The organism is Commensalibacter communis (genome assembly GCF_947179015.1).
Classification (GTDB): domain Bacteria; phylum Pseudomonadota; class Alphaproteobacteria; order Acetobacterales; family Acetobacteraceae; genus Commensalibacter; species Commensalibacter communis.
This window is the reverse complement of sequence record NZ_CAMXCM010000003.1, coordinates 231934-251163: the sequence shown is the minus strand read 5'-3', so window position 1 is coordinate 251163 and position 19230 is coordinate 231934. Positions and strand designations below refer to the sequence as shown.

General features: G+C 36.8%; 22 protein-coding genes. 15 read left to right on the top strand and 7 right to left on the bottom strand.

Annotated elements, in window-relative coordinates; all coding sequences use genetic code 11:
* The first annotated feature begins 23 nt into the window (after positions 1-23).
* On the top strand, positions 24-848 hold the full coding sequence (gene blaOXA, locus PQG54_RS07865) for a class D beta-lactamase (RefSeq protein ID WP_271788590.1): 825 nt from the start codon (positions 24-26) through the stop codon (positions 846-848).
* A 28-nt stretch (positions 849-876) separates the two neighbouring features.
* On the opposite strand, the gene PQG54_RS07860 is transcribed toward blaOXA, so the two are convergent.
* The gene (locus tag PQG54_RS07860; RefSeq protein ID WP_271788589.1) at positions 877-1779 is read right to left on the bottom strand and encodes a LysR family transcriptional regulator; all 903 of its coding nucleotides are present in this window, start codon (positions 1777-1779) and stop codon (positions 877-879) included.
* A gap of 100 nt (positions 1780-1879) precedes the next feature.
* Here PQG54_RS07860 and PQG54_RS07855 point away from each other — a divergent pair, with 100 nt between their 5' ends.
* Complete coding sequence (locus PQG54_RS07855; RefSeq protein ID WP_271788588.1) at positions 1880-2638, top strand: SDR family NAD(P)-dependent oxidoreductase; 759 nt, start codon at positions 1880-1882, stop codon at positions 2636-2638.
* A gap of 24 nt (positions 2639-2662) precedes the next feature.
* Positions 2663-3367 (top strand): acetolactate decarboxylase, encoded by a 705-nt coding sequence (budA, locus tag PQG54_RS07850; RefSeq protein ID WP_271788587.1) that lies wholly within the window; start codon positions 2663-2665, stop codon positions 3365-3367.
* Between the two features lie 63 nt (positions 3368-3430).
* Here the strand turns inward: budA and PQG54_RS07845 are convergent, their stop codons facing one another.
* Both PQG54_RS07845 and PQG54_RS07840 read right to left on the bottom strand, forming a co-directional pair.
* Positions 3431-4114 (bottom strand): Fe2+-dependent dioxygenase, encoded by a 684-nt coding sequence (locus PQG54_RS07845; RefSeq protein WP_271788586.1) that lies wholly within the window; start codon positions 4112-4114, stop codon positions 3431-3433.
* Between the two features lie 42 nt (positions 4115-4156).
* A complete protein-coding gene (locus PQG54_RS07840; protein WP_271788585.1) occupies positions 4157-6448 on the bottom strand; it encodes a TonB-dependent receptor in 2292 nt (763 codons plus the stop codon).
* Between the two features lie 571 nt (positions 6449-7019).
* On the opposite strand from PQG54_RS07840, the gene PQG54_RS07835 reads away from it, so the two are divergent.
* The 9 genes from PQG54_RS07835 (at position 7020) to hpf (ending at position 14360) form a co-directional block, all read left to right on the top strand.
* Positions 7020-7175 (top strand): M48 family metalloprotease, encoded by a 156-nt coding sequence (locus tag PQG54_RS07835; protein ID WP_271788584.1) that lies wholly within the window; start codon positions 7020-7022, stop codon positions 7173-7175.
* A gap of 289 nt (positions 7176-7464) precedes the next feature.
* Positions 7465-7893, top strand: a complete 429-nt coding sequence (locus PQG54_RS07830) for an EVE domain-containing protein (RefSeq protein WP_271789518.1) — start codon at positions 7465-7467, stop codon at positions 7891-7893.
* A 68-nt stretch (positions 7894-7961) separates the two neighbouring features.
* Positions 7962-8627 carry a ribonuclease D gene (locus PQG54_RS07825; protein ID WP_271788583.1) on the top strand — a complete coding sequence of 222 codons (666 nt, stop codon included), beginning with the start codon at positions 7962-7964 and terminating at the stop codon, positions 8625-8627.
* An 84-nt stretch (positions 8628-8711) separates the two neighbouring features.
* Complete coding sequence (locus PQG54_RS07820; protein WP_271788582.1) at positions 8712-9704, top strand: KpsF/GutQ family sugar-phosphate isomerase; 993 nt, start codon at positions 8712-8714, stop codon at positions 9702-9704.
* A complete protein-coding gene (gene lptC, locus PQG54_RS07815) occupies positions 9701-10459 on the top strand; it encodes an LPS export ABC transporter periplasmic protein LptC (RefSeq protein WP_271788581.1) in 759 nt (252 codons plus the stop codon). Before PQG54_RS07820 ends, lptC begins: the two co-directional genes overlap by 4 nt.
* A gap of 47 nt (positions 10460-10506) precedes the next feature.
* Positions 10507-11427, top strand: a complete 921-nt coding sequence (locus tag PQG54_RS07810; protein ID WP_271789517.1) for an LptA/OstA family protein — start codon at positions 10507-10509, stop codon at positions 11425-11427.
* Positions 11428-11470: 43 nt separating this feature from the next.
* Positions 11471-12244, top strand: coding sequence for an LPS export ABC transporter ATP-binding protein (lptB, locus tag PQG54_RS07805; protein WP_271788580.1), 774 nt, complete (start codon positions 11471-11473; stop codon positions 12242-12244).
* 496 nt (positions 12245-12740) lie between these two features.
* A complete protein-coding gene (locus PQG54_RS07800; protein WP_271788579.1) occupies positions 12741-13589 on the top strand; it encodes a DUF817 domain-containing protein in 849 nt (282 codons plus the stop codon).
* Between the two features lie 174 nt (positions 13590-13763).
* A complete protein-coding gene (gene hpf, locus PQG54_RS07795; protein ID WP_271788578.1) occupies positions 13764-14360 on the top strand; it encodes a ribosome hibernation-promoting factor, HPF/YfiA family in 597 nt (198 codons plus the stop codon).
* A gap of 58 nt (positions 14361-14418) precedes the next feature.
* Here hpf and PQG54_RS07790 read toward each other — a convergent pair whose 3' ends face one another.
* Both PQG54_RS07790 and PQG54_RS07785 read right to left on the bottom strand, forming a co-directional pair.
* Positions 14419-14685, bottom strand: a complete 267-nt coding sequence (locus PQG54_RS07790) for a DUF1150 family protein (RefSeq protein ID WP_271788577.1) — start codon at positions 14683-14685, stop codon at positions 14419-14421.
* Between the two features lie 69 nt (positions 14686-14754).
* The gene (locus PQG54_RS07785) at positions 14755-15288 is read right to left on the bottom strand and encodes an Hsp20 family protein (RefSeq protein WP_271788576.1); all 534 of its coding nucleotides are present in this window, start codon (positions 15286-15288) and stop codon (positions 14755-14757) included.
* 209 nt (positions 15289-15497) lie between these two features.
* On the opposite strand from PQG54_RS07785, the gene def reads away from it, so the two are divergent.
* Genes def through truA form a run of 3 tightly spaced genes read left to right on the top strand, consistent with a single transcriptional unit; the run spans position 15498 to position 17784 of the window.
* Positions 15498-16034, top strand: coding sequence for a peptide deformylase (def, locus tag PQG54_RS07780; protein WP_271788575.1), 537 nt, complete (start codon positions 15498-15500; stop codon positions 16032-16034).
* Between the two features lie 29 nt (positions 16035-16063).
* The gene (gene fmt, locus PQG54_RS07775) at positions 16064-17002 is read left to right on the top strand and encodes a methionyl-tRNA formyltransferase (protein ID WP_271788574.1); all 939 of its coding nucleotides are present in this window, start codon (positions 16064-16066) and stop codon (positions 17000-17002) included.
* Complete coding sequence (gene truA, locus PQG54_RS07770) at positions 17002-17784, top strand: tRNA pseudouridine(38-40) synthase TruA (RefSeq protein ID WP_271788573.1); 783 nt, start codon at positions 17002-17004, stop codon at positions 17782-17784. The genes fmt and truA overlap by 1 nt, the downstream gene beginning before the upstream one ends.
* Positions 17785-18264: 480 nt before the next feature.
* Here the strand turns inward: truA and PQG54_RS07765 are convergent, their stop codons facing one another.
* Both PQG54_RS07765 and PQG54_RS07760 read right to left on the bottom strand, forming a co-directional pair.
* On the bottom strand, positions 18265-18429 hold the full coding sequence (locus PQG54_RS07765; protein WP_271788572.1) for a hypothetical protein: 165 nt from the start codon (positions 18427-18429) through the stop codon (positions 18265-18267).
* Between the two features lie 176 nt (positions 18430-18605).
* A complete protein-coding gene (locus PQG54_RS07760) occupies positions 18606-19229 on the bottom strand; it encodes a YIP1 family protein (protein ID WP_271788571.1) in 624 nt (207 codons plus the stop codon).
* Between the last annotated feature and the right edge of the window lies 1 nt (position 19230).

Here is a 19230-nt window from a genome sequence, read left to right as displayed (position 1 = left end):
TAAATATTTAATAAGAGATCAAAATGAAAAAAACATGGATGCTTTCAAAGACGGTTGTTGCAATATATGGTATTTGTGCATTCGTGCCTGTTGCCCATAGCCAACAAACAAATATCGACTATACACATAAGCAACAAAACGATATCCAACAACTTTTTAATCAAGCACATATTCAAGGTGTTTTGGTTATCGATAATAAAAATGTAATTCAAACTTTTGGAAATGCGTTACAACGAGCTCAAACCTATTATGTTCCGGCATCTACTTTTAAAATGGTCAATGCATTAATCGGCTTGGAAAATAATATTGCCACTCCTAATGAAATCTTTAAATGGGATGGCAAAAAACATATGCTATCCTCTTGGGAAAAAGACATGACCCTTGGCGAGGCAACGCGACTATCTGCAGTGCCTGTTTATCAGGCATTGGCACGCCGAACAGGATTATCTTTGATGCAAAAAGAAATTAAACGTATCCATTATGGAAATGAAACAATTGGTAACCAAGTTGATAAATTTTGGTTAGTAGGACCACTAAAAATAACTCCTGTGCAAGAGGCTCAGTTTGCTTATCAGTTTGCATACCAACAACTGCCATTTAAAAAGCAAGTACAAAACGATGTACAACAAATGCTCTTTATTACTCAGAAAAATGGAAATAAAATTTACGCAAAAAGTGGCTTAGGCGTAAATAAAAATCCACGGATAGGTTGGTTAACGGGATGGGTTGAAAAGCCTAATGGCGATAAAATTGCTTTTTCATTAAACCTTGAAATGAAACCTAATCTTTCACTTTCTTTACGTAATGATTTAACTTATAAATCACTAAAAATATTAAACATATTATAGCTTTGATTGGTTAATTGTATAATCATATCTAACCTAAACACTTTAGCCTCCCCTCTATGTCTGTTGAACAATATTCTAATACTAGATCTCTTAAGAAGAGTATTTGCTTATTCTCTTTTTTATTGGAGTTGATATAAAGCCACGTAATATCTTTTTTAACTGGTTTGAGGTTGGGCAAGTTACATAAACGATAGTCACCTGAAACTAATTTTTTCGCCAATAACCTAGAGGATTCAAGCCCAACCCCTAACCCATTATCTACTGAAGACAAAAGTTGTGCAGCTCTGGTAAACGTTAGGGTTTTCTGGGGTGTATAGGTAATATCATTATACGCGAACCATTCCTTCCAACTAATCCTGCTGAAATCATGATGAAAAAGGAACATCTTATACAAATCATCAATAGAATTAATTTGGTCATATATCGTTTTATGACAAAAGGGAAAGTAATAATCAGGTCCCAGATAAAGCGTATTTTTAGCTTGTTTTTCGGTTTCATCTAGGATGATGGCAAGGTCATATTGACTGTAAGTGTTATAGGAAAATTGTTCGTTAGATTCAATGCGTATATTTTGAAAGCCCTCTGCAATAATTTTGAACATAAATGGCGATAACAGCTCTGACGCTATACCAGGAGGGCAAAAAATAGAAATCGTATCATTCTGTTTGGTAATGTGCTGAATGCCCTTTTCGATCTCATTGATTCCAGCCTTAACATATTCTAGCAACTCAACGCCTGAAGGTGTTAGCTCCACCGCGTTTGTTTTGCGATGAAATAATAATACACCCAAAAGATCCTCTAGTTTTTTAATGGATTGACTGACCGCACTGGTTGTTAAGCAAAGCTTTTCACCAGCAGCTTTAAAGGATTGTTGCTCAGCAGATGCTAAAAACACATTAAATAAATTCAAGGGAATATTAACCATCATCATCCTGTTTAAGTTCTGCTTCACCAAGGTTTAGTTTTTATAGATTGAGGACAATTCTATCAACGATATGATGAACATATCAACTCACTATAAGGATATGAACATGAAAATTGATCTTAATAACAAAGTTGCTTTGGTTACCGGTGCGGCCCAAGGTATAGGTTTCGAAACTGCTAAAACATTATGCCAAGCAGGTGCTCAGGTCATTATCAGTGATATAAATAAAGCTGCTGGTGAAGAAGCCGTAAAAAAACTTCAACAAGAAAATTATAATGCAAGATTTATCTATTGTGATGTTTCTTCTGATACAGACACAACGAGCCTTATTGATAATATTATTAAACAAGATAAGTCTTTAGATATTCTGGTTAATAACGCTGGAATTATTTGTACTGGTGATATTATTGATGTTTCTGTCAGTGAATGGGAAAAACTATTTGATATTAATGTAAAAAGTGTCTTTATGTTAACAAAAAAAACCCTTCCTCACATGATGAAAAATAAATGGGGCAGAATTATTAATATTTCTTCAGTCGCTGGAGAAGTTGGCGGTGGTTTTCTGGGCAATACTTGTTATGGAGCTACCAAAGGCGCTATCATGTCTTTCAGCAAAGGCATCGCCAGAGAAGCTGGTCCATATAATATAACAACCAATACGATTTGCCCTGGCATGACTGGCACTTCAATTATTAGCGAAAATATGGATCAAGAAATTTACAAAAAAGCTATAGAATCTATTCCGCTTAGACAGCATGCTTTTCCACAAGACATCGCCAATGGAATTTTATTTTTAGCTTCTGATTTGGCGAATTATGTGAATGGTGTGACCTTCAATATTGATGGTGGTTTGGTTCGTTATTAATAAATAAGAAAAAGGTATATTCAAATGAAAAAACATATTCATCAATTTTCTGGTATTAACTCTTTAATGGCGGGTGTATTTGAAGGGTTATTTCCTATCTCTGAAATTAAAAAACATGGTGATTTTGGCTTGGGCTGCTCTGACGGGTTAGCGGGTGAAGTCATTATCGATTGCTGTCACTTTTATGAAGCAAAAAGCGATACACCATTAAGAGATATGTCAGACCAAGAGCATATGCCTTTTGCTCAGATTACGACCTTTAATCCCGATAAAATCGTCAATTTTACGGATATTAACAAAAGTAATCTTTATAACGAGCTTGCCAAATATACCCTTTTGGACAATGTCTTCGTTGCGGTTAAAATTGAAGGTATTTTTGATAAAATGCAAATCAGAAGACCAAAAAACCACAACAAAGCCTACAAAACAGCTCTTGAAGTTTCGCAAGATCAAGTGGTCGATCATTTCGAAAATAAAGAAGGTTCTTTGATCGGCTTTTGGACGCCTGAATTTTTTCAAAATATTTCTGTTGCAGGGTTTCATTTGCATTTTATTAACACAGAAAAGACTTTGGGCGGGCATATGATGGATTTTTCAATCTCTCAAGGTACTTTGTCTTATGAAGTTAAACAGTCCTTAGATATCAAACTTTCTGATAAAGAATCCTATTTGAAACAAGACTTAAAAATTAAAGATATGGATCAAATCATTAAACAAGTAGAAAACTAAAAACCAATCAAAAAAAATCAATCCCACAAGCTGATTGTGGGATTAAAAGCAAAATTACGTTGATTATAATTCACACCATAAACGCATGAGATTATGATACACATTCGTTAATTCTAGGATCTGTGGGTCATTATCATTCATCCTGGTACGTAACTTAATGATTGTCATATCCAGATCAAACAACACTTTTCGTTTGTCCGCCTCTTTAATCATAGATTGCGTCCAAAAAAAAGATGCCCAACGACTGCCTTTGGTAATCTTACTGACAGAATGAAGATTATACGTGGGATAAACAATCATATCCCCTGCAGGCAGTTTAATTGCCTGAGCCCCGCTGTGATCGTGAATGATTAACTCTCCACCCTCATATTCTTCGGGATCGTTTAAAAATAACGTTGATGACACGTCCGTTCGAATACGCATATTTGTTCCTGGAATAGGACGCAACGCATTATCAACATGATCGGGGAACTCCATCCCCGTATCATATCGATTAAACAAAGGAGGCACCACACGATACGGCATCACCGCTGAGTTAAAAATCGGGTTGCGCCCTAATGCTTTCAGAACTATTTCTCCTAATTCTTTACTTTCAGGAGAAGACTGATCAATTTGCACATTTTTCTTTACCTGCATTGATTGTTCGCCTGCGGTGACTTTTCCATCAACAAAAGTCGCTTTGGCAAATACAGAACGCACATAGGATAATTCTTCTGAGTTTAAAACCTCTGGAATATGAATAATCATGTTTCAATCTTGCTCCCCCTGATTGCATTATATATCGCTAAATTATTGCAACATATTTAAACTAAATAAAAATGCTCTGCCTGTAGACGGCGTAACGCGATTCCCAAACAAAGAATCGTAATTCAAGCGATTAGTAATATTGTAAATATTAAATGCAACTTTCCAATGTTCGTCAAATTGATGGGAAAGCATCGCATCAATACTGACATTCGCAGGGGCTTTTGCGTTATTCGTATTGTTTAACCAAACATTGCCTCGCCAAGTCACCCCACCGCCAACAGTCAAATTATAAGGTGTGTCTGGCATAATCTTATATGTCGTCCACAAATTCCCTTGTTGTGTTGGGACATACTGAACACGATTACCTTTAGCACCCGCAGTTTGAGAAGATTTTACATCACTATGATAAGCAGCAAATCCACCGTAAACATCCCAGTTTTTCAATACATTACCAGAGATCCCCAACTCGATTCCTTCATTTCGAACCGTATCTCCTGAGCTGGTAACATCACCAGAAATTGGATCACTGACAATTTGATTACTTTTATCCAATCGGAATAAAGCTGCGGTTATGCCAACACGCTGATTAAGTAGGCTCCATTTACCCCCCAACTCGTATAAACGACTACGTTCAGGTTTCATTCCCCCTTGATTATCACGCATAGGCGCATATGAATTTGTCAAATACATCCCCAAAGGCGTCGTAGACATCGCCCATGTAAAATAATACATTTGATTTTCTGTTGGATTAAACATCAGACTGACCGTTGGATTTACGATATTATTTGTCGTTTCCATATTATTGGCACCCCACATGCCGGCGCCCCCTTCTGTACCATATTTGGCATTCCAGTTATCATAACGCACACCGCCTTTAATTGACCATTGCTCTGTCATCCAAAACTGATCGTAAATAAAGACACCAACATCACGTGTATGTCCTTTTCTTAACACTGGATCGCCAGAAGTTGCCTTTGGATCTCCTGGTAAAATTGAAATTGGATAATTAATATTCGGCGTTGGATTAACCAAGCTATTATTCGGTAATGGGGATGAAAATTGTCCATATGCCCTATTTTCACTGGCATAAGAAAAATCAACCCCAGCAATAAGCTGATGCTTTATGCCCCATGTATGGAAATTCGCAACTGTGGATAATACATTTTGAAACGACCATGTGCGCTGACGATAAGGGGATGGACCTGCTGTTGAAATAATCGCATCTTGCGGACGACCGGAGAAATATGGTCTCACACAATTTGCAGCCTGACATTGTGGGCGTGTCACAGAGAATTCACGACGATAATTTCCATAACGTGTATCATTATGAATTACAATATCTGGGGTTACATCATATTTTAAGCGTCCCGTTAATTGATGGTCTTGTGTTTGATCACTGTCCATCTTATTTCCGTACCAATTACCCCTTCTGATACCATATTCAGTAATAGGTCTTGCAATACTGGTGCCTGGCTTGGTTACAACGGGAACGCCGTAATCTGGAATACGATCATCTTGTTGGTATACATATTGAACAACGTAACTAAGTTTTTTACCAAGACCAAAAGCAATCGAAGGTGCTAATCCCCAATGATGAGAATAGATGTAATCCCTACCTACTGCATTATTACTATTCCCTACACCAATAATACGGGCGGCTATTGAATCTGTGATTTTTTTATTGATATCAACCGTACCACGGTAATAATCACCATTTCCTCCTGTAAAATTAACATCATAACGATCTTTTAGAATAGGTTTTTTAGTAACAACGTTAATCGCCCCACCAGTGGTGCCGTTCCCAAAGACAGAAGAAGAAGGGCCTTTAATAACAACTACGCTCTCATAGTTAAAACTATCTCTGGTATAAACACCAAAATCTCTTAACCCGTCCTCGTAGATGTCATTTTGTGCTGGGAACCCTCTGATGAGAAACTGGTTTCCTGACATTCCTCCTCGTCCCTCACCAACGGATGAGGTAACACCGGGAACATTCTTTAATGCTTCTTCGAGTGATTTGACATTTTGCTCTTGCAAAATCTTTTGTGGCACAACGTTAATATTTTGTGGAGTATGCATCACATCTTGTGGCATCAAATCAACCCCAGTTTCATGAGTTAAAATATTTGATGTTTTTTTTCCACGGACAAGAATGTGTTCATTTGTTGTAGAATTACCAGATTTTTCAGCAACACTCTCTTGTTTTTCGACCTCTTTTCCCTCTTTTAGATTGATATCTGTTTCCTGCGCAAAGGCAGGGCTATTCATCAATCCGACCATTACCGTTGCCAAAGAAATGGGCTGAACAATCCTTTTTATACCAACTTTTTCCATACGCTGCTACTCTTCATAATATTAAGAATGATTATTATTACCTTATGTTATTAAGAATTATTATCAATAACATCCTGGAAACACAACCATCACATATACATAATATGAAAAAAGTGATTTTTTTATCACACAAAATTTTCATCTTCGTAACTATTTTGATGAATTATAAAATAAATAACTATTTTTACGTAACCCTAAGTAAATATATTTCAAAATAAAATATCAAAAATATTCAAGCATTAAGAGGTTACTGTGTAGTTTAAAATAGCAGATATAAGACACCGTAAAGTAAAGAAATATGACAATATTTTATTTGTTTTTAATTGTATTTTATGAGGGTTGTTTGTACCATCTTTCGTGATAGATATTCTTCAAGGAAATATCTCACAAATCTTTTGACCATTTTGTTTATTGTGCTTATTGGTCCCTATCAACTTCCTCAATTTCATCAAATGGTGCAAGATATTACTAAATTGGTTAGTTTAAAAAAGCTCCACAAGCTCTTATTTACAACTCTAATAGCATTATATCAGCAATCATTGAAACTAATGATGATGAATAGATTTGGTTTGTGATCGATCATGAGCTTGGTTATCATGTAACGGATCATTCGAATGGTTTGAAACATTTTTTACAACTTCCTGGACATCTCATTCATTTCCCAGGCAAAGCTTATTCTCGCGGTAGAGAGTTAACTTGCGATCGTGTTGGTGTTTTTGTCGCTTAAAACATCTCTACATCCCGTTCTGCTTTGCAAATGCTGGTTTGTGGTAGTTCAAAATTGAATAACCAGATGCTGCGGGATATATTCTACATATTTTTTCTTTTGTCCTCGCCTAGCAAAACGTGTTGAAGCAGTCTCGATTTGGTATGTATGTAATTTCAAAGATTTAGCTATAAAATAATCTTAAATTCTCCTTATTCTTTTATAAAACATATATATTCTGACGAAACGATGTAATATCCTTTTACATAAAATATATACATTAGAAAATTTCGAAAATAAGGAAAAAATGATGAATTACTGGTTAGTTAAATCAGAACCTGATGCATATTCGTGGCAAGAACAATTGAAAAATAACATAGAACCCTGGACAGGCATTCGAAATCATCAAGCCAAAAAAAATCTTCAATCTATGAAAGCAGGTGATTTAGCCTTTTTTTACCATTCCAATGTGGGCAAAGAGATTGTAGGAATTGTCCGTATCGTTAAAGAATTTTATCCAGACCCCACCGACCCAGATCATAAATGGTGCTGCGTCGATGTCCAAACAGTATGCACTGTTCCAGTTCCCGTCACATTAAAACAAATTAAAACAATCCCAGAATTACAAGAAATTAGCCTGATTAAACAATCTCGTTTATCAGTCATGTCCATCACACCTGAGCATTGGCAATTACTCTGTCAATTAGGGCAAGTTTCAAGTCAAGATATAGACAAATAAAAACGTTTATATTTTATTCAACACGTATTATATAATAAATAAGTTTAATCATTTCATTGGAATTTTTTATGGCTATAAACGAAACATCAATCCCTGACTATATTCATCTTTATCAACATGATTTACCAAATGATCTGGATTTGGGATCAATCGTGGCTATTGATACAGAAGCTATGGGTTTGAAACATTATCGTGATCGTTTATGCTTAGTGCAAATCTCCAGCGGAGATGGTCAAGTTCATCTGGTACAATTCATCCCAGAACATCTTGGCGGAAAAGGATTTTCAGCCTGCCCAAACCTTAAAAAACTTTTAGGTTCTTCGGCGGTTACAAAAATAATGCATTTTGCCAGATTCGATGTAGGTATTTTACAACATTCGTTGAATATTAAACTACAATCTGTCATTTGCACAAAAATCGCTGCAAAATTGGTAAGAACATTTACTGATAAACATGGTTTAGCTGCGTTATGTAGAGATATTTTAAAAATCGAACTTTGCAAACAACAACAAAGCTCTGATTGGGGGGCATTAACCCTTACCACTGAACAACTTGTTTATGCTGCATCTGATGTCTTATATTTACATCAATTATGGACTGCTTTAAAAGAGCTTTTGATCCGTGAAAATCGTCTAGAACTTGCGCAATCTTGTTTTTCTTTCTTATCAACCCGTGCTGACTTAGATATTTTGGGGTATGAAGAGCCTGACATTTTCCAACATCGCAGTTATTAGTAAAGTTATATTTGATCGCAATTCATAATCGTTTTATATAATAACCTTCATGTTCGACCCATTATTTTTTAAGTGCAAAAATAAATGACTTCTATCACTGATAATGATATTCATATTGCTTGCGAAACTTTGCTTGTTGAAAAACAAGGAATTCAAGAGCTTATAACTTCATTGCAGAATGATAATAATTTATCAGCAGCATTTAATCAAACTATCGAAAAAATTTCTACATTACAAGGACGCGTTGTCCTAACTGGGATTGGAAAATCAGGACATATTGCCAAAAAAGTACAAGCTACCCTTGCGTCTACGGGAACGGCTTCTTTTTTTGTTCATCCTGCTGAGGCTGCCCATGGTGATTTAGGAATGATTCAACCTGGTGACGTTGTCCTTGCCATTTCTGCTTCTGGTGAAACTGCAGAACTGGCCAGTATAATTTCACATACTAAAAGATTTGGGATTTTTTTGATTGCAATTTCCACTAATGCCCAATCAACCCTTGCTCGAGCAGCGAATATTTCGATGACTTTGCCAAAATCTAAAGAAGCATGTCCATATGGATTGGCACCAACGACGAGTACAATCATGCAATTGGCACTTGGAGATGCGTTGGCAATTACGCTATTAAAAAAACGTGATTTTTCTGCGTCCGATTTTGGGATATATCATCCAGGTGGACGTTTAGGCAGTAAATTAAAGGCTGTGCGTGATCTTATGCACACAAACCAAGAAATTCCTTTGGGATCACCTGATATGCCCATTCTTGAAGCTATTATGGAAATGACAAGAAAAGCATTAGGGTGTATTGGTATTGTCACTACCGAAGGATTACTAGTTGGCTTAATTACAGACGGCGATTTACGAAGAACATTAGATAAAGATATCCGTAAATTGACCGCTAAAGATGTTATGAATACTAATCCTATGACTGTTCAAGAAGATATATTGGCCGCAGAAGCTTTGAGATTAATGAATAATAATCAACATCCAATAACCTGCTTATTTGTTACCAACCAACAGCATCAACCCATTGGTGTCTTACACATTCACGATCTTTTACGTGCAGGAATAGCATGACCGAAAAGAAACAAGATCAACCAAATTCATCCGCACAAATTGAAAGAACCGACTTTCAAGAAAAGCAAAAATATTTAAAACAGCGTGCGAATACTGTCGTTACCAGACGACAAGTGCCAAATGAAAAAGACATTCTACGACGTAAGAAACTTATCAAATGGACTAAATGGGTATTGCCTGCTCTTGCTTTATTATTGCTGGGATCTATTGCCGCATGGCCAGAAATCGATCGTTTCATCAACACCAATAAGGCCGTTGTCAACGAATTATCACGAATCAAAGTCGAAAGTGGAACGATGGTTGGCGCTACTTTTCATGGTGTCGATTCCTCTGATAGACCCTATACTATTACCTCTAGTAAAGTAATTCAAAATTCAAATAACAGTAATATGATTCGTCTTGCTTATCCAAAGGCAGATATTTTATTACAAAATAATGATTGGATTATGGTTACAGCCAATAATGGTATTTATATGCAACATGAGCAAGATTTAAATTTATATAAGAATGTTGTGCTATATCGTGACGATGGTTTATTTATGTATAGCGATATTGCTGATGTCGCTTTAAAACAATCTGTAATTACCGCAAATGACTGGATACATGCGGAAGGACCTTTCGGTCAATTAGATGCACAGGCATATTTTTTAGATATGCATACTAACATTGCTCAATTTAAAGGGCCTGGACGCCTTATTTTAAATGATGACAAGAATTCCTCTCCTCCTTCGCAACCTTCTAAAACGTCGGAATAATCCCCATGAATATGAAACGCTCTTTATTTTTGACTTTTACATCTTTGATGGGTGTGGGATTATTTAATCTCTCCCCTGTATTGGCTCAAAATATTGATTTATCCCATGGGGGGCAAATTACAGTGACTGCTCTGGGTGGATTTGATTGGGATCAAAATAATAAATCTGTCACCGCCTATGACCAAGCCAAAGCCGTCAGGGGAAATGTCACCGTTACAGCCGATCGTTTGGTCGCTTTATATCGCAAAAAAGCAGGATCAGATGATAATACACAGCCCAAACCCGAAGAGAATGCTGGACAAAAAAATGGTGGAGATATTACTAAAAATGATTCTGGTTCGAATGAAATTTATCGTTTAAATGCGTATGGCCATGTACATATTTATACAAATACAGATCAGGCATGGGGGGACAAAGCCGTTTATGATATCGACCAAGCAACATTGGTATTAACAGGTAAAAATCTCAAACTGACAACACCTCAGAATTTAATGACTGCCAAAGATGCTATGGAATATCACTCTCAAACTCGTATGTCTGTTGGACGTGGTGACGCATCGGTAACAAATCTGAAAGATGGTCGTCGTATCACTGCTGACGTATTGGTAGGATACAGCAAACCCACTGATGAAAAAGATCCAAAGGCAAAAAGCACACCCGCAAACACACCCGCTAATAATAATGATGACATGACCCGATCTAGTAAACTTGAAAAGGTCAATGCTTTTGGCAATGTTGTCGTCAGAACGCAAACTGAAACGGTTCGTGGCGATCGTGGTGTCTATGTACCAGATACAGGCATTGCACGTGTCGTTGGCAATGTCCACATTACCAGAGGTGCGAATCAGCTAAACGGTAATGGCGCAATTATCAATATGAAAACAGGAATTGCTCATATGACAGAATCCCCCGGACGTCGTGTTCAAGGATTAGTGGTTCCTAATGAATCCAATAATCAGCCCAAATAATCAAGATTTACGTTACTGCTTTTATACAAGGTACTTACCCATTATGAATAATGTTGCTAGCCAACCAATCAGTCCTGTTCATCCATCAGAAAATAATGAAGGATTAGTTGCCACTAAAATTGGTAAAACCTATAAAAAGCGTTCTGTCGTTCAAGATGTGTCCTTGCGCGTTCATCGTGGCGAAGCTGTTGGTTTACTTGGACCAAATGGTGCGGGTAAAACAACCAGCTTTTATATGATTGTTGGTCTTGTTCAGCCTGATACAGGCTCTATCAAACTTGATGGTGCGGATATTACTAAATTACCAATGTATCGTCGGGCTCGTCTGGGTATAGGATATCTTCCTCAAGAAGCCAGCATTTTCCGTGGGTTGAATGTTGAACAAAATATTATGGCTGTTTTAGAAGTCGTTGAGCCCGACTATTTAAAAAGACAAGAAACCCTTGACGGATTACTAGCTGAATTTGGTATCAGTCATTTACGTCGTTCCCCTTCTCTATCTTTGTCTGGTGGCGAGCGTCGTCGTTTGGAAATTGCCAGAGCATTGGCCAGTGATCCGAACTATATTTTGCTGGATGAGCCGTTGGCTGGGATTGATCCAATTGCGGTAGGGGAAATTCGTGACTTGGTTTCACATCTGAAAGATCGTGGTATTGGTGTGCTGATTACAGACCATAACGTTAGAGAAACGTTAGAGATTATTGACCGTGCCTATATTATGAATAGTGGACAACTGCTAATGGAAGGGATTCCTTCTGAAGTAGTTGCCCATGAAGACGTACGCCGTGTTTACCTAGGTGAAAAATTCTCGATGTAGCAACAATAACTAACTTTATCTATTTTTAATAAGGTTAGTTATCTTATAAATCATCAATCGCTTCATTCATTTCTTACTGTGTAACTTTGTTTTATTCTACAACTTTTATTTATTATCGTCTTCTAATCGAAAATACTAAAAGACATCTGTTGCTCGACAAATGTTTTGTGTTAGCAACTGATTCATCGAAACATGGATGTACAAAAACCATTATGGTTATGTAGGTATAGTTGAACAACAAGATATAACAATAATAAATATCAATTATTTATATCCTTATTGCCCTAGCCCTAAAAATCTTAAGCGCTACATTCTAAACCTCAGTAGCTCTCTGTAAGGTTATAATGTCTGCCATGAGTGTCGAAATAATACGGATATCAGATATTTAATATTGCTTTGAACATAGTTATCTTTTGTCTTTACTTTACCTTAGAAAAAGATCTGCTATATCTCTTTCTCATCATGACATATTGACAAAGTAAGTTTCTAGTTCCTTATGAATTTTCAACAAAAGCTCGATCAATTCCTTATAACACCACCCTCCATCCCCGACTTACGGGGATGGAAACGATTTTGTGTAGAATTCCTTTTCTTTGGGATTAAAGAAGCACGTTCTTGCTTATTTGTAGGACTGTTTTTTCTTTCAATCTTCATTGTCCCCAAAAGTGGTATTTGGATCATTCCACGTTATGATGCGTTGCTGATTATTGCGATCACCATTCAATTATGGATGGTTTTTACAAAACTGGAAACTTGGGATGAGCTCAAAGCAGTAATGTTGTTTCATATTGTCGGTTTTGCCTTAGAAGTCTTTAAAACATCTGCGAATATTCATTCGTGGAGTTATCCTGATTTTGCATATACAAAATTTCTCAATGTCCCTTTATTCTCTGGATTTATGTATGCAGCGATTGGCAGTTATATTATCCAAGCGTGGCGGTTACTTGACGTAAAAATCTATCATCATCCTCCATACATATTTGCTGTTATTATTTCTTTGCTAATCTATATCAACTTTTTCACGCATCATTTCTTAGGAGACTATCGTTGGTATATTGCAGCAACAGTCCTTGGTTTATACGCAAGAACCACCGTAATCTTTACCCCTTATGATCGGGAACGGAAAATGCCTCTGTTATTAGCCTTTATATTAATTGGCTTTTTCATCTGGTTGGCAGAGAATATCAGTACTTTCTTTGGAATTTGGAAGTATCCCAACCAAATCACGTCATGGTCGATGGTACATACGGGGAAATGGAGTTCTTGGGCATTACTGGTCATCATGACATTTACAATTACCGTCTTTTTAAAACATATCAAAAAGACCGTTTACGTGCCGCAGTAGCCTTTAAAAATCAAAACGGACTATATCATTTTTTAAAAGTAAAATCCAATATAAATCGTTGATTTTAAAATATATTCAAACCAATTTAAATTCAATATTGCGTAAAAACAAAGAGACCATTAACCTAGTTCCATAAGATACATCCGTATAAATAAGAAAAAATGGAGAGTATGAATGAAGATATCAATTTTTGGAAAAAAAATAGAAATCCCTGAATGGTTCCGTGAAAAAATTGAAGATACCATAGAAAAAACAACCCAAAAATATTTTGATAACATCATCGACGTTTCTGTAACGTTTAACAAATTACCTTCTTCTTATACCTGTCAAATTCATGTGCATGCTTCCCGAGATTTATCTATTCGCAGTGAAGGTACAGCCACAGAAGTTCAAGCAGCCTTTGAAAGTGCTATTCAACATATTACCAAACGATTACGTCGATATAAAAGTCGTTTATTGAGTCGTCGTGGTGAAAAAGCTGCTTACAATCAATTTGTAGAAGGTCGTCAATATATTATTCGTCCGGATCAGGACGTAGAAGAACAAGAAAGCACCCATCAAGAACAGCTTGAACAAGCAATCAAAGAACGTATTATCACTGAAAAAGCCACTGAAATTGATAATCTTACTGTTTATGAAGCAATCATGCATCTTGATCTATCAGAACGCCCAGTATTGATGTTTAAGAACTCTGAAAATAATCGTATCAACGTTGTCTATCGTCATATTGATGGACAAGTTATTTGGCTTGATTCTGGAATAAACCAGTAACTTAAAGAAAAAGGAGGACATGAAATCCTCCTTTTTTAAATGATTTGATTGTTTTAATTTAATTTACGAAACTTGGCATCATTTCGTGCTGGACAATGGCTGCAAATGCTGTCTTGGCATTGTCTGCAACCGCCATGGGTGTGCCATCAGCTGCATGGATTGCAAAAACCTCTTCACCATTAATGATGACTATTTTTACATAGGCCATTTGGCTGACTCCTAATGCTTTAAGCTGCCCCTCGGTCAAATCACGAATATCTACGTTATTGTCATCTTCTTTGGTTGCAATCAACTTGGTTTTATCATTTGCCGTTTGATCACTCATGTTCATGATCCTTTTCATCAATGATATTGAAACTATTCTCAACCTATAGTCTAATCCAGTAGAATAATTTTATCTATCTTTTTCAATTGTCTGGATATTTCTTTCCAAACCAGAACGCTCTGAACGACTCCCGTCGGTGAAATTTCCTTTATACGCAGGAACTTTAGGCGCTGTCTTTTTACGAGCAGCTGAATTTTGTATGATTTCAATCCGTCGAACTTTCATTTCTGGTTGCGGACGACGAATATCAATATGCAATAATCCATTATCAAGCCAAGCACTTTCTACTTCTATCCCCTCTGCTAGCACAAAGGCGCGTTGAAATTGTCGTGCTGCGATCCCTCGATATAAAAATACGCGTTCTTGTGTCGTATCTTCACATTGCCTTCCTCGTATGACGAGCTGGTTATCTTCTTGGGTGATTTGCAAATCTTCCATCATAAAACCAGCAACCGCCAACGTGATACGCAGACTTGAAGAATCAAGTTGTTCAATATTATACGGCGGATATCCATCTGATGTGGATTTAGCCGCACGTTCCAAAATTTGTTCCAAATGGTCAAAGCCCAGGAACATAGGCGACGTAAAAAGCCTTCCTGACATGAAAAGCCTCCTCCTTTTTTATGAGCGAGACATAACGAAATAAGCCCACAATGGCACTTACTATTATCTATAATATGAGAAAAATACTGAAATATGCAAGTATATCCTGTAAAATTATGATTTATCATCACGACAAAATATTGTAATATCAGCGCTATATTCTATATAAAAACTTAACAAACATCAATTATAACGGCATAAAATCAAACATGAATACCGAACCAAATACACCTGAAATTCTACCTATTTTAGTAGCAACCGACCCTTTTTTACGTAAAAAAGCAAGATTGGTAGAACAAAAAGACCTTGAAGAGGTCAGAAAAATTATACCGATCATGTTTGATACCATGTATGATGCAAATGGAATTGGGCTTGCTGCACCCCAAGTCGGCATTGGCTTACGCTTCTTTATTATGGATCTTGCCAAACAAGAAGATGAAAAAGAACAATATGTTATTCTGAATCCTGAAATTATCGAAGAGTCAGAAGAATGCTCTGAAGCAAAAGAAGGCTGTCTGTCAGTTCCAGAACAATATTCAGAAGTCATTCGCCCAGAAAAAATCAAACTTCGCTATATGGATTTGGATGGAAAACAGCAAGAAATCGAGGCTGAAGAGTTACTGGCCAGATGTATTCAACATGAAACAGATCATTTGGACGGTGTGTTATTTATCGACCACATCTCTTCTTTGAAGCGCAATATGATTATGCGTAAAGTGGTAAAAGAACAAAGAAAACATCGTTAATTTCGACTATCTGTCTTTAGGAATATAAAATGCGTATAGCCTTTATGGGAACGCCTGATTTTGCGGTTCCTGCCCTGCATGCCTTACATCACGCAGGCCATGAAATTGTTGCTGTTTATTGTCAACCTGCTCGACCAGCGGGCAGAGGTCGAAAAATTCGCCCCTGTGCCGTGCAACAAGCAGCAGTGACTTTGAACATCCCAGTCTATGCGCCTTTGAAATTAAAAAAACAACCTGAAGAATTCGAACGATTTAACGCGTTAAATCTTGATGTGGCTGTGGTGGCTGCTTATGGTCTGATCCTGCCTGCTGAAATGTTGAATGCGCCCAGACTTGGTTGTTTAAATATTCATGCCAGTCTCTTACCTCGTTGGCGTGGTGCTTCCCCTATCCAAAGTGCAATCTGGGCTGGGGATCAGCAATCAGGGGTCAGCATCATGAAAATGGATATTGGGCTAGATACTGGGGATGTATATCTTGAAGGTGTTCTTCCTATTACACTTCAAACCACTGCACAGTCATTACATGATGATCTTTCTGCGTTAGGCGGAAAACTGATTGTGCAAACGTTGAGTAATCTCATTGATGATCCTTCATTAACACCAACACCACAATCGGAAGATGGCGTAATCTATGCGCGTCAATTAACTAAAGAAGATGGAAAAATTGACTGGTCTTTAAGCGCCAAAGAAATTGACCAACAAATACGTGCCTTAACGCCTTGGCCAGGCACTTATACAAACTTAGATGGCAATTTGCTTAAAATTACCAAAGCGATACTCAGCCAAGATAAAGGCTCAGCCACGGCAGGAACAGTCAATCAAACCTCAAATCGTCTTATAGTAACTTGTGGCGATCAACACACGATAGAGCTGTTAGAAGTTCAACTTGCTGGCAAAAAAGCCATGTCTGTGCAAGATTTCCTGAGAGGCTATACGATTAACTCTGGCACAGTTTTAGGGAAATAATGACAGTGGATATCCAAAGATGGGCCGTCAAAGTCGAATATGACGGCACAGAACTCGTTGGTTGGCAACGTCAAAAGAGTGGCTTATCCGTTCAACAAGTTCTTGAAGAAGCCGCAGAAAAACTGTGTAATAATCAATACAAAGTCAGCAGCATTACTGCTGGTCGCACGGATTCTGGTGTTCATGCTTTGGGACAAGTTGCCCATTTAGACTTTCCAGCACATCTGCCATTCAATGCAAAAAAAATATGTGATGGGTTAAACCATTATATGAAGCCCCACGCTATTGCCATTTTACAAGCTGCCCAAGTCGATTTAGAATGGAATGCACGTTTTACCGCAATACAACGTAAATATCGCTATATTATTCTTAATCGTCACAGCAGACCGGCGTTAAACACAAACTATGTTTGGCATGTCCGTAAAGTATTAGATGTCGGTAAAATGTACAGAGCAGCTCAACAATTATTGGGACTTCATGATTTTACGTCTTACCGAGCAACCGCTTGCCAAGCAAATTCCCCCATCCGCAAACTTGATCGCTTTGAGATTTATCAAAAAGATGATTTGATTTATTTCGAACCCGAAGCACGTTCTTTCTTGCATCATCAAGTAAGAAATATGGTTGGAACGCTTAAAATGATTGGCGAAGGATATTGGCCAGAAGAACAAGCCTATTCCATCCTGCAAGCAAAAGACCGCAGAGCTGCTGGCATAACAGCTCCTGCTACTGGATTGTTTTTGACTCAAGTGATCTATCCAATTGATCCGTTTATTGAATAAACCAAGTAGAAACCATTAACAAGGGCATCTTAATTTACCATAATATTATATTCAATTTTTGTCTTATAATCTCTTTATGTGTTCTATAAAATCATGATTATAGTCAGAATATATATAATATAAAATACATGTTAATATATAAAAAAGACTATAGCTTTTGGTACAGTTGTCTTTAAACCGTGTTTAATAATAACCCGATTTAACCAAAGGCTATATATTTCGCGTAAAATTTGACCTACGCCCGACCAAGACTCTGAAATATTAGATCTTTCCTCAAAAAGTAAACCAGCGATCATAAAAATCGCAACATACCCTACACTTAGAATCCAATCGCACCAATAAAAAACTGTTACCGTTTTTTTTCCAATTACCTTCTTTATTTAATAATATTGCACATAGATGAATAAAAACAGCTATTAATAATAAACAACAAAATTTATACAAAAAACTGCAATAAAAAATCTAATAGTAATTGTATTATTAAATAAAGAAAATATAAAAGATGTAACCAATAGAGACAATAAAAATACCAGCAACCCGCCAAAGCATAGCTCTTAAAACTGCATTTGAACTGTTAGGAAATTTATTAATCGCTTCAGATTTTCCTAATGCAAGCATAAGTATCCAGCGAAAAGTATTTTTCATGTTTATCCACATAATCTGAACCATCCTAGAAATAATACTATTACCACTTTTTAATAAATTATTGTTGAATTTATTTAAATAATTCACAATAACTTTTCAATTCAGAGACGTATTATTTATATAATCAAGTTCAATTGCGGTTGGAAACATTCAAAATAATCGATGATATAATTTAGTTACTGGGCAAGCTTAGCCTGTTCAATTTGTTGTTGTAATTCATGAGCTGCTTGCACCATATAAGAATAATTACATGCAACAAAGATACTATAAATGACCATGCTTGCTAGTATTAAACTGACGATAATCACAACTGATCTAGATGTTGTCGTTTGTAAGCCTACTTTAATAACAAACCAGCTTAGCCAAATGCTATAAGCCATATACAAAACGCTAGCAAATCCAAACAGAGCCATAAAAACATTAGGCAATCCAGCAAAGAATAACCCAGCAATAATGCAAAATAAGAAAAAGTCCAAAATCGGAACCCAAAAGCACCATAAAATTGCTACAGTCGTTTGCTTCCAATTTGCTTCGTTATTCCATAGGCTTGCGAAAAAATGAATAATCCCAACAGTAACGAGCAAACAGCAAATTTTAACCAAAAACATAGAAATGCTGATGGAAACCGCATGCATATCTTTGAATCGCATCATCAATATCGGTAACAAATTTACCGCCAGAGCCAATGCAATCCAAGGCGCCAAAGCACTTAAAACAGAATCAGAGCTATTCGAAAATTCGTGAATACCTTCACGTTTTCCTCTGCCTAACATAAACATTCCACGAATAGTGCTTTTCACT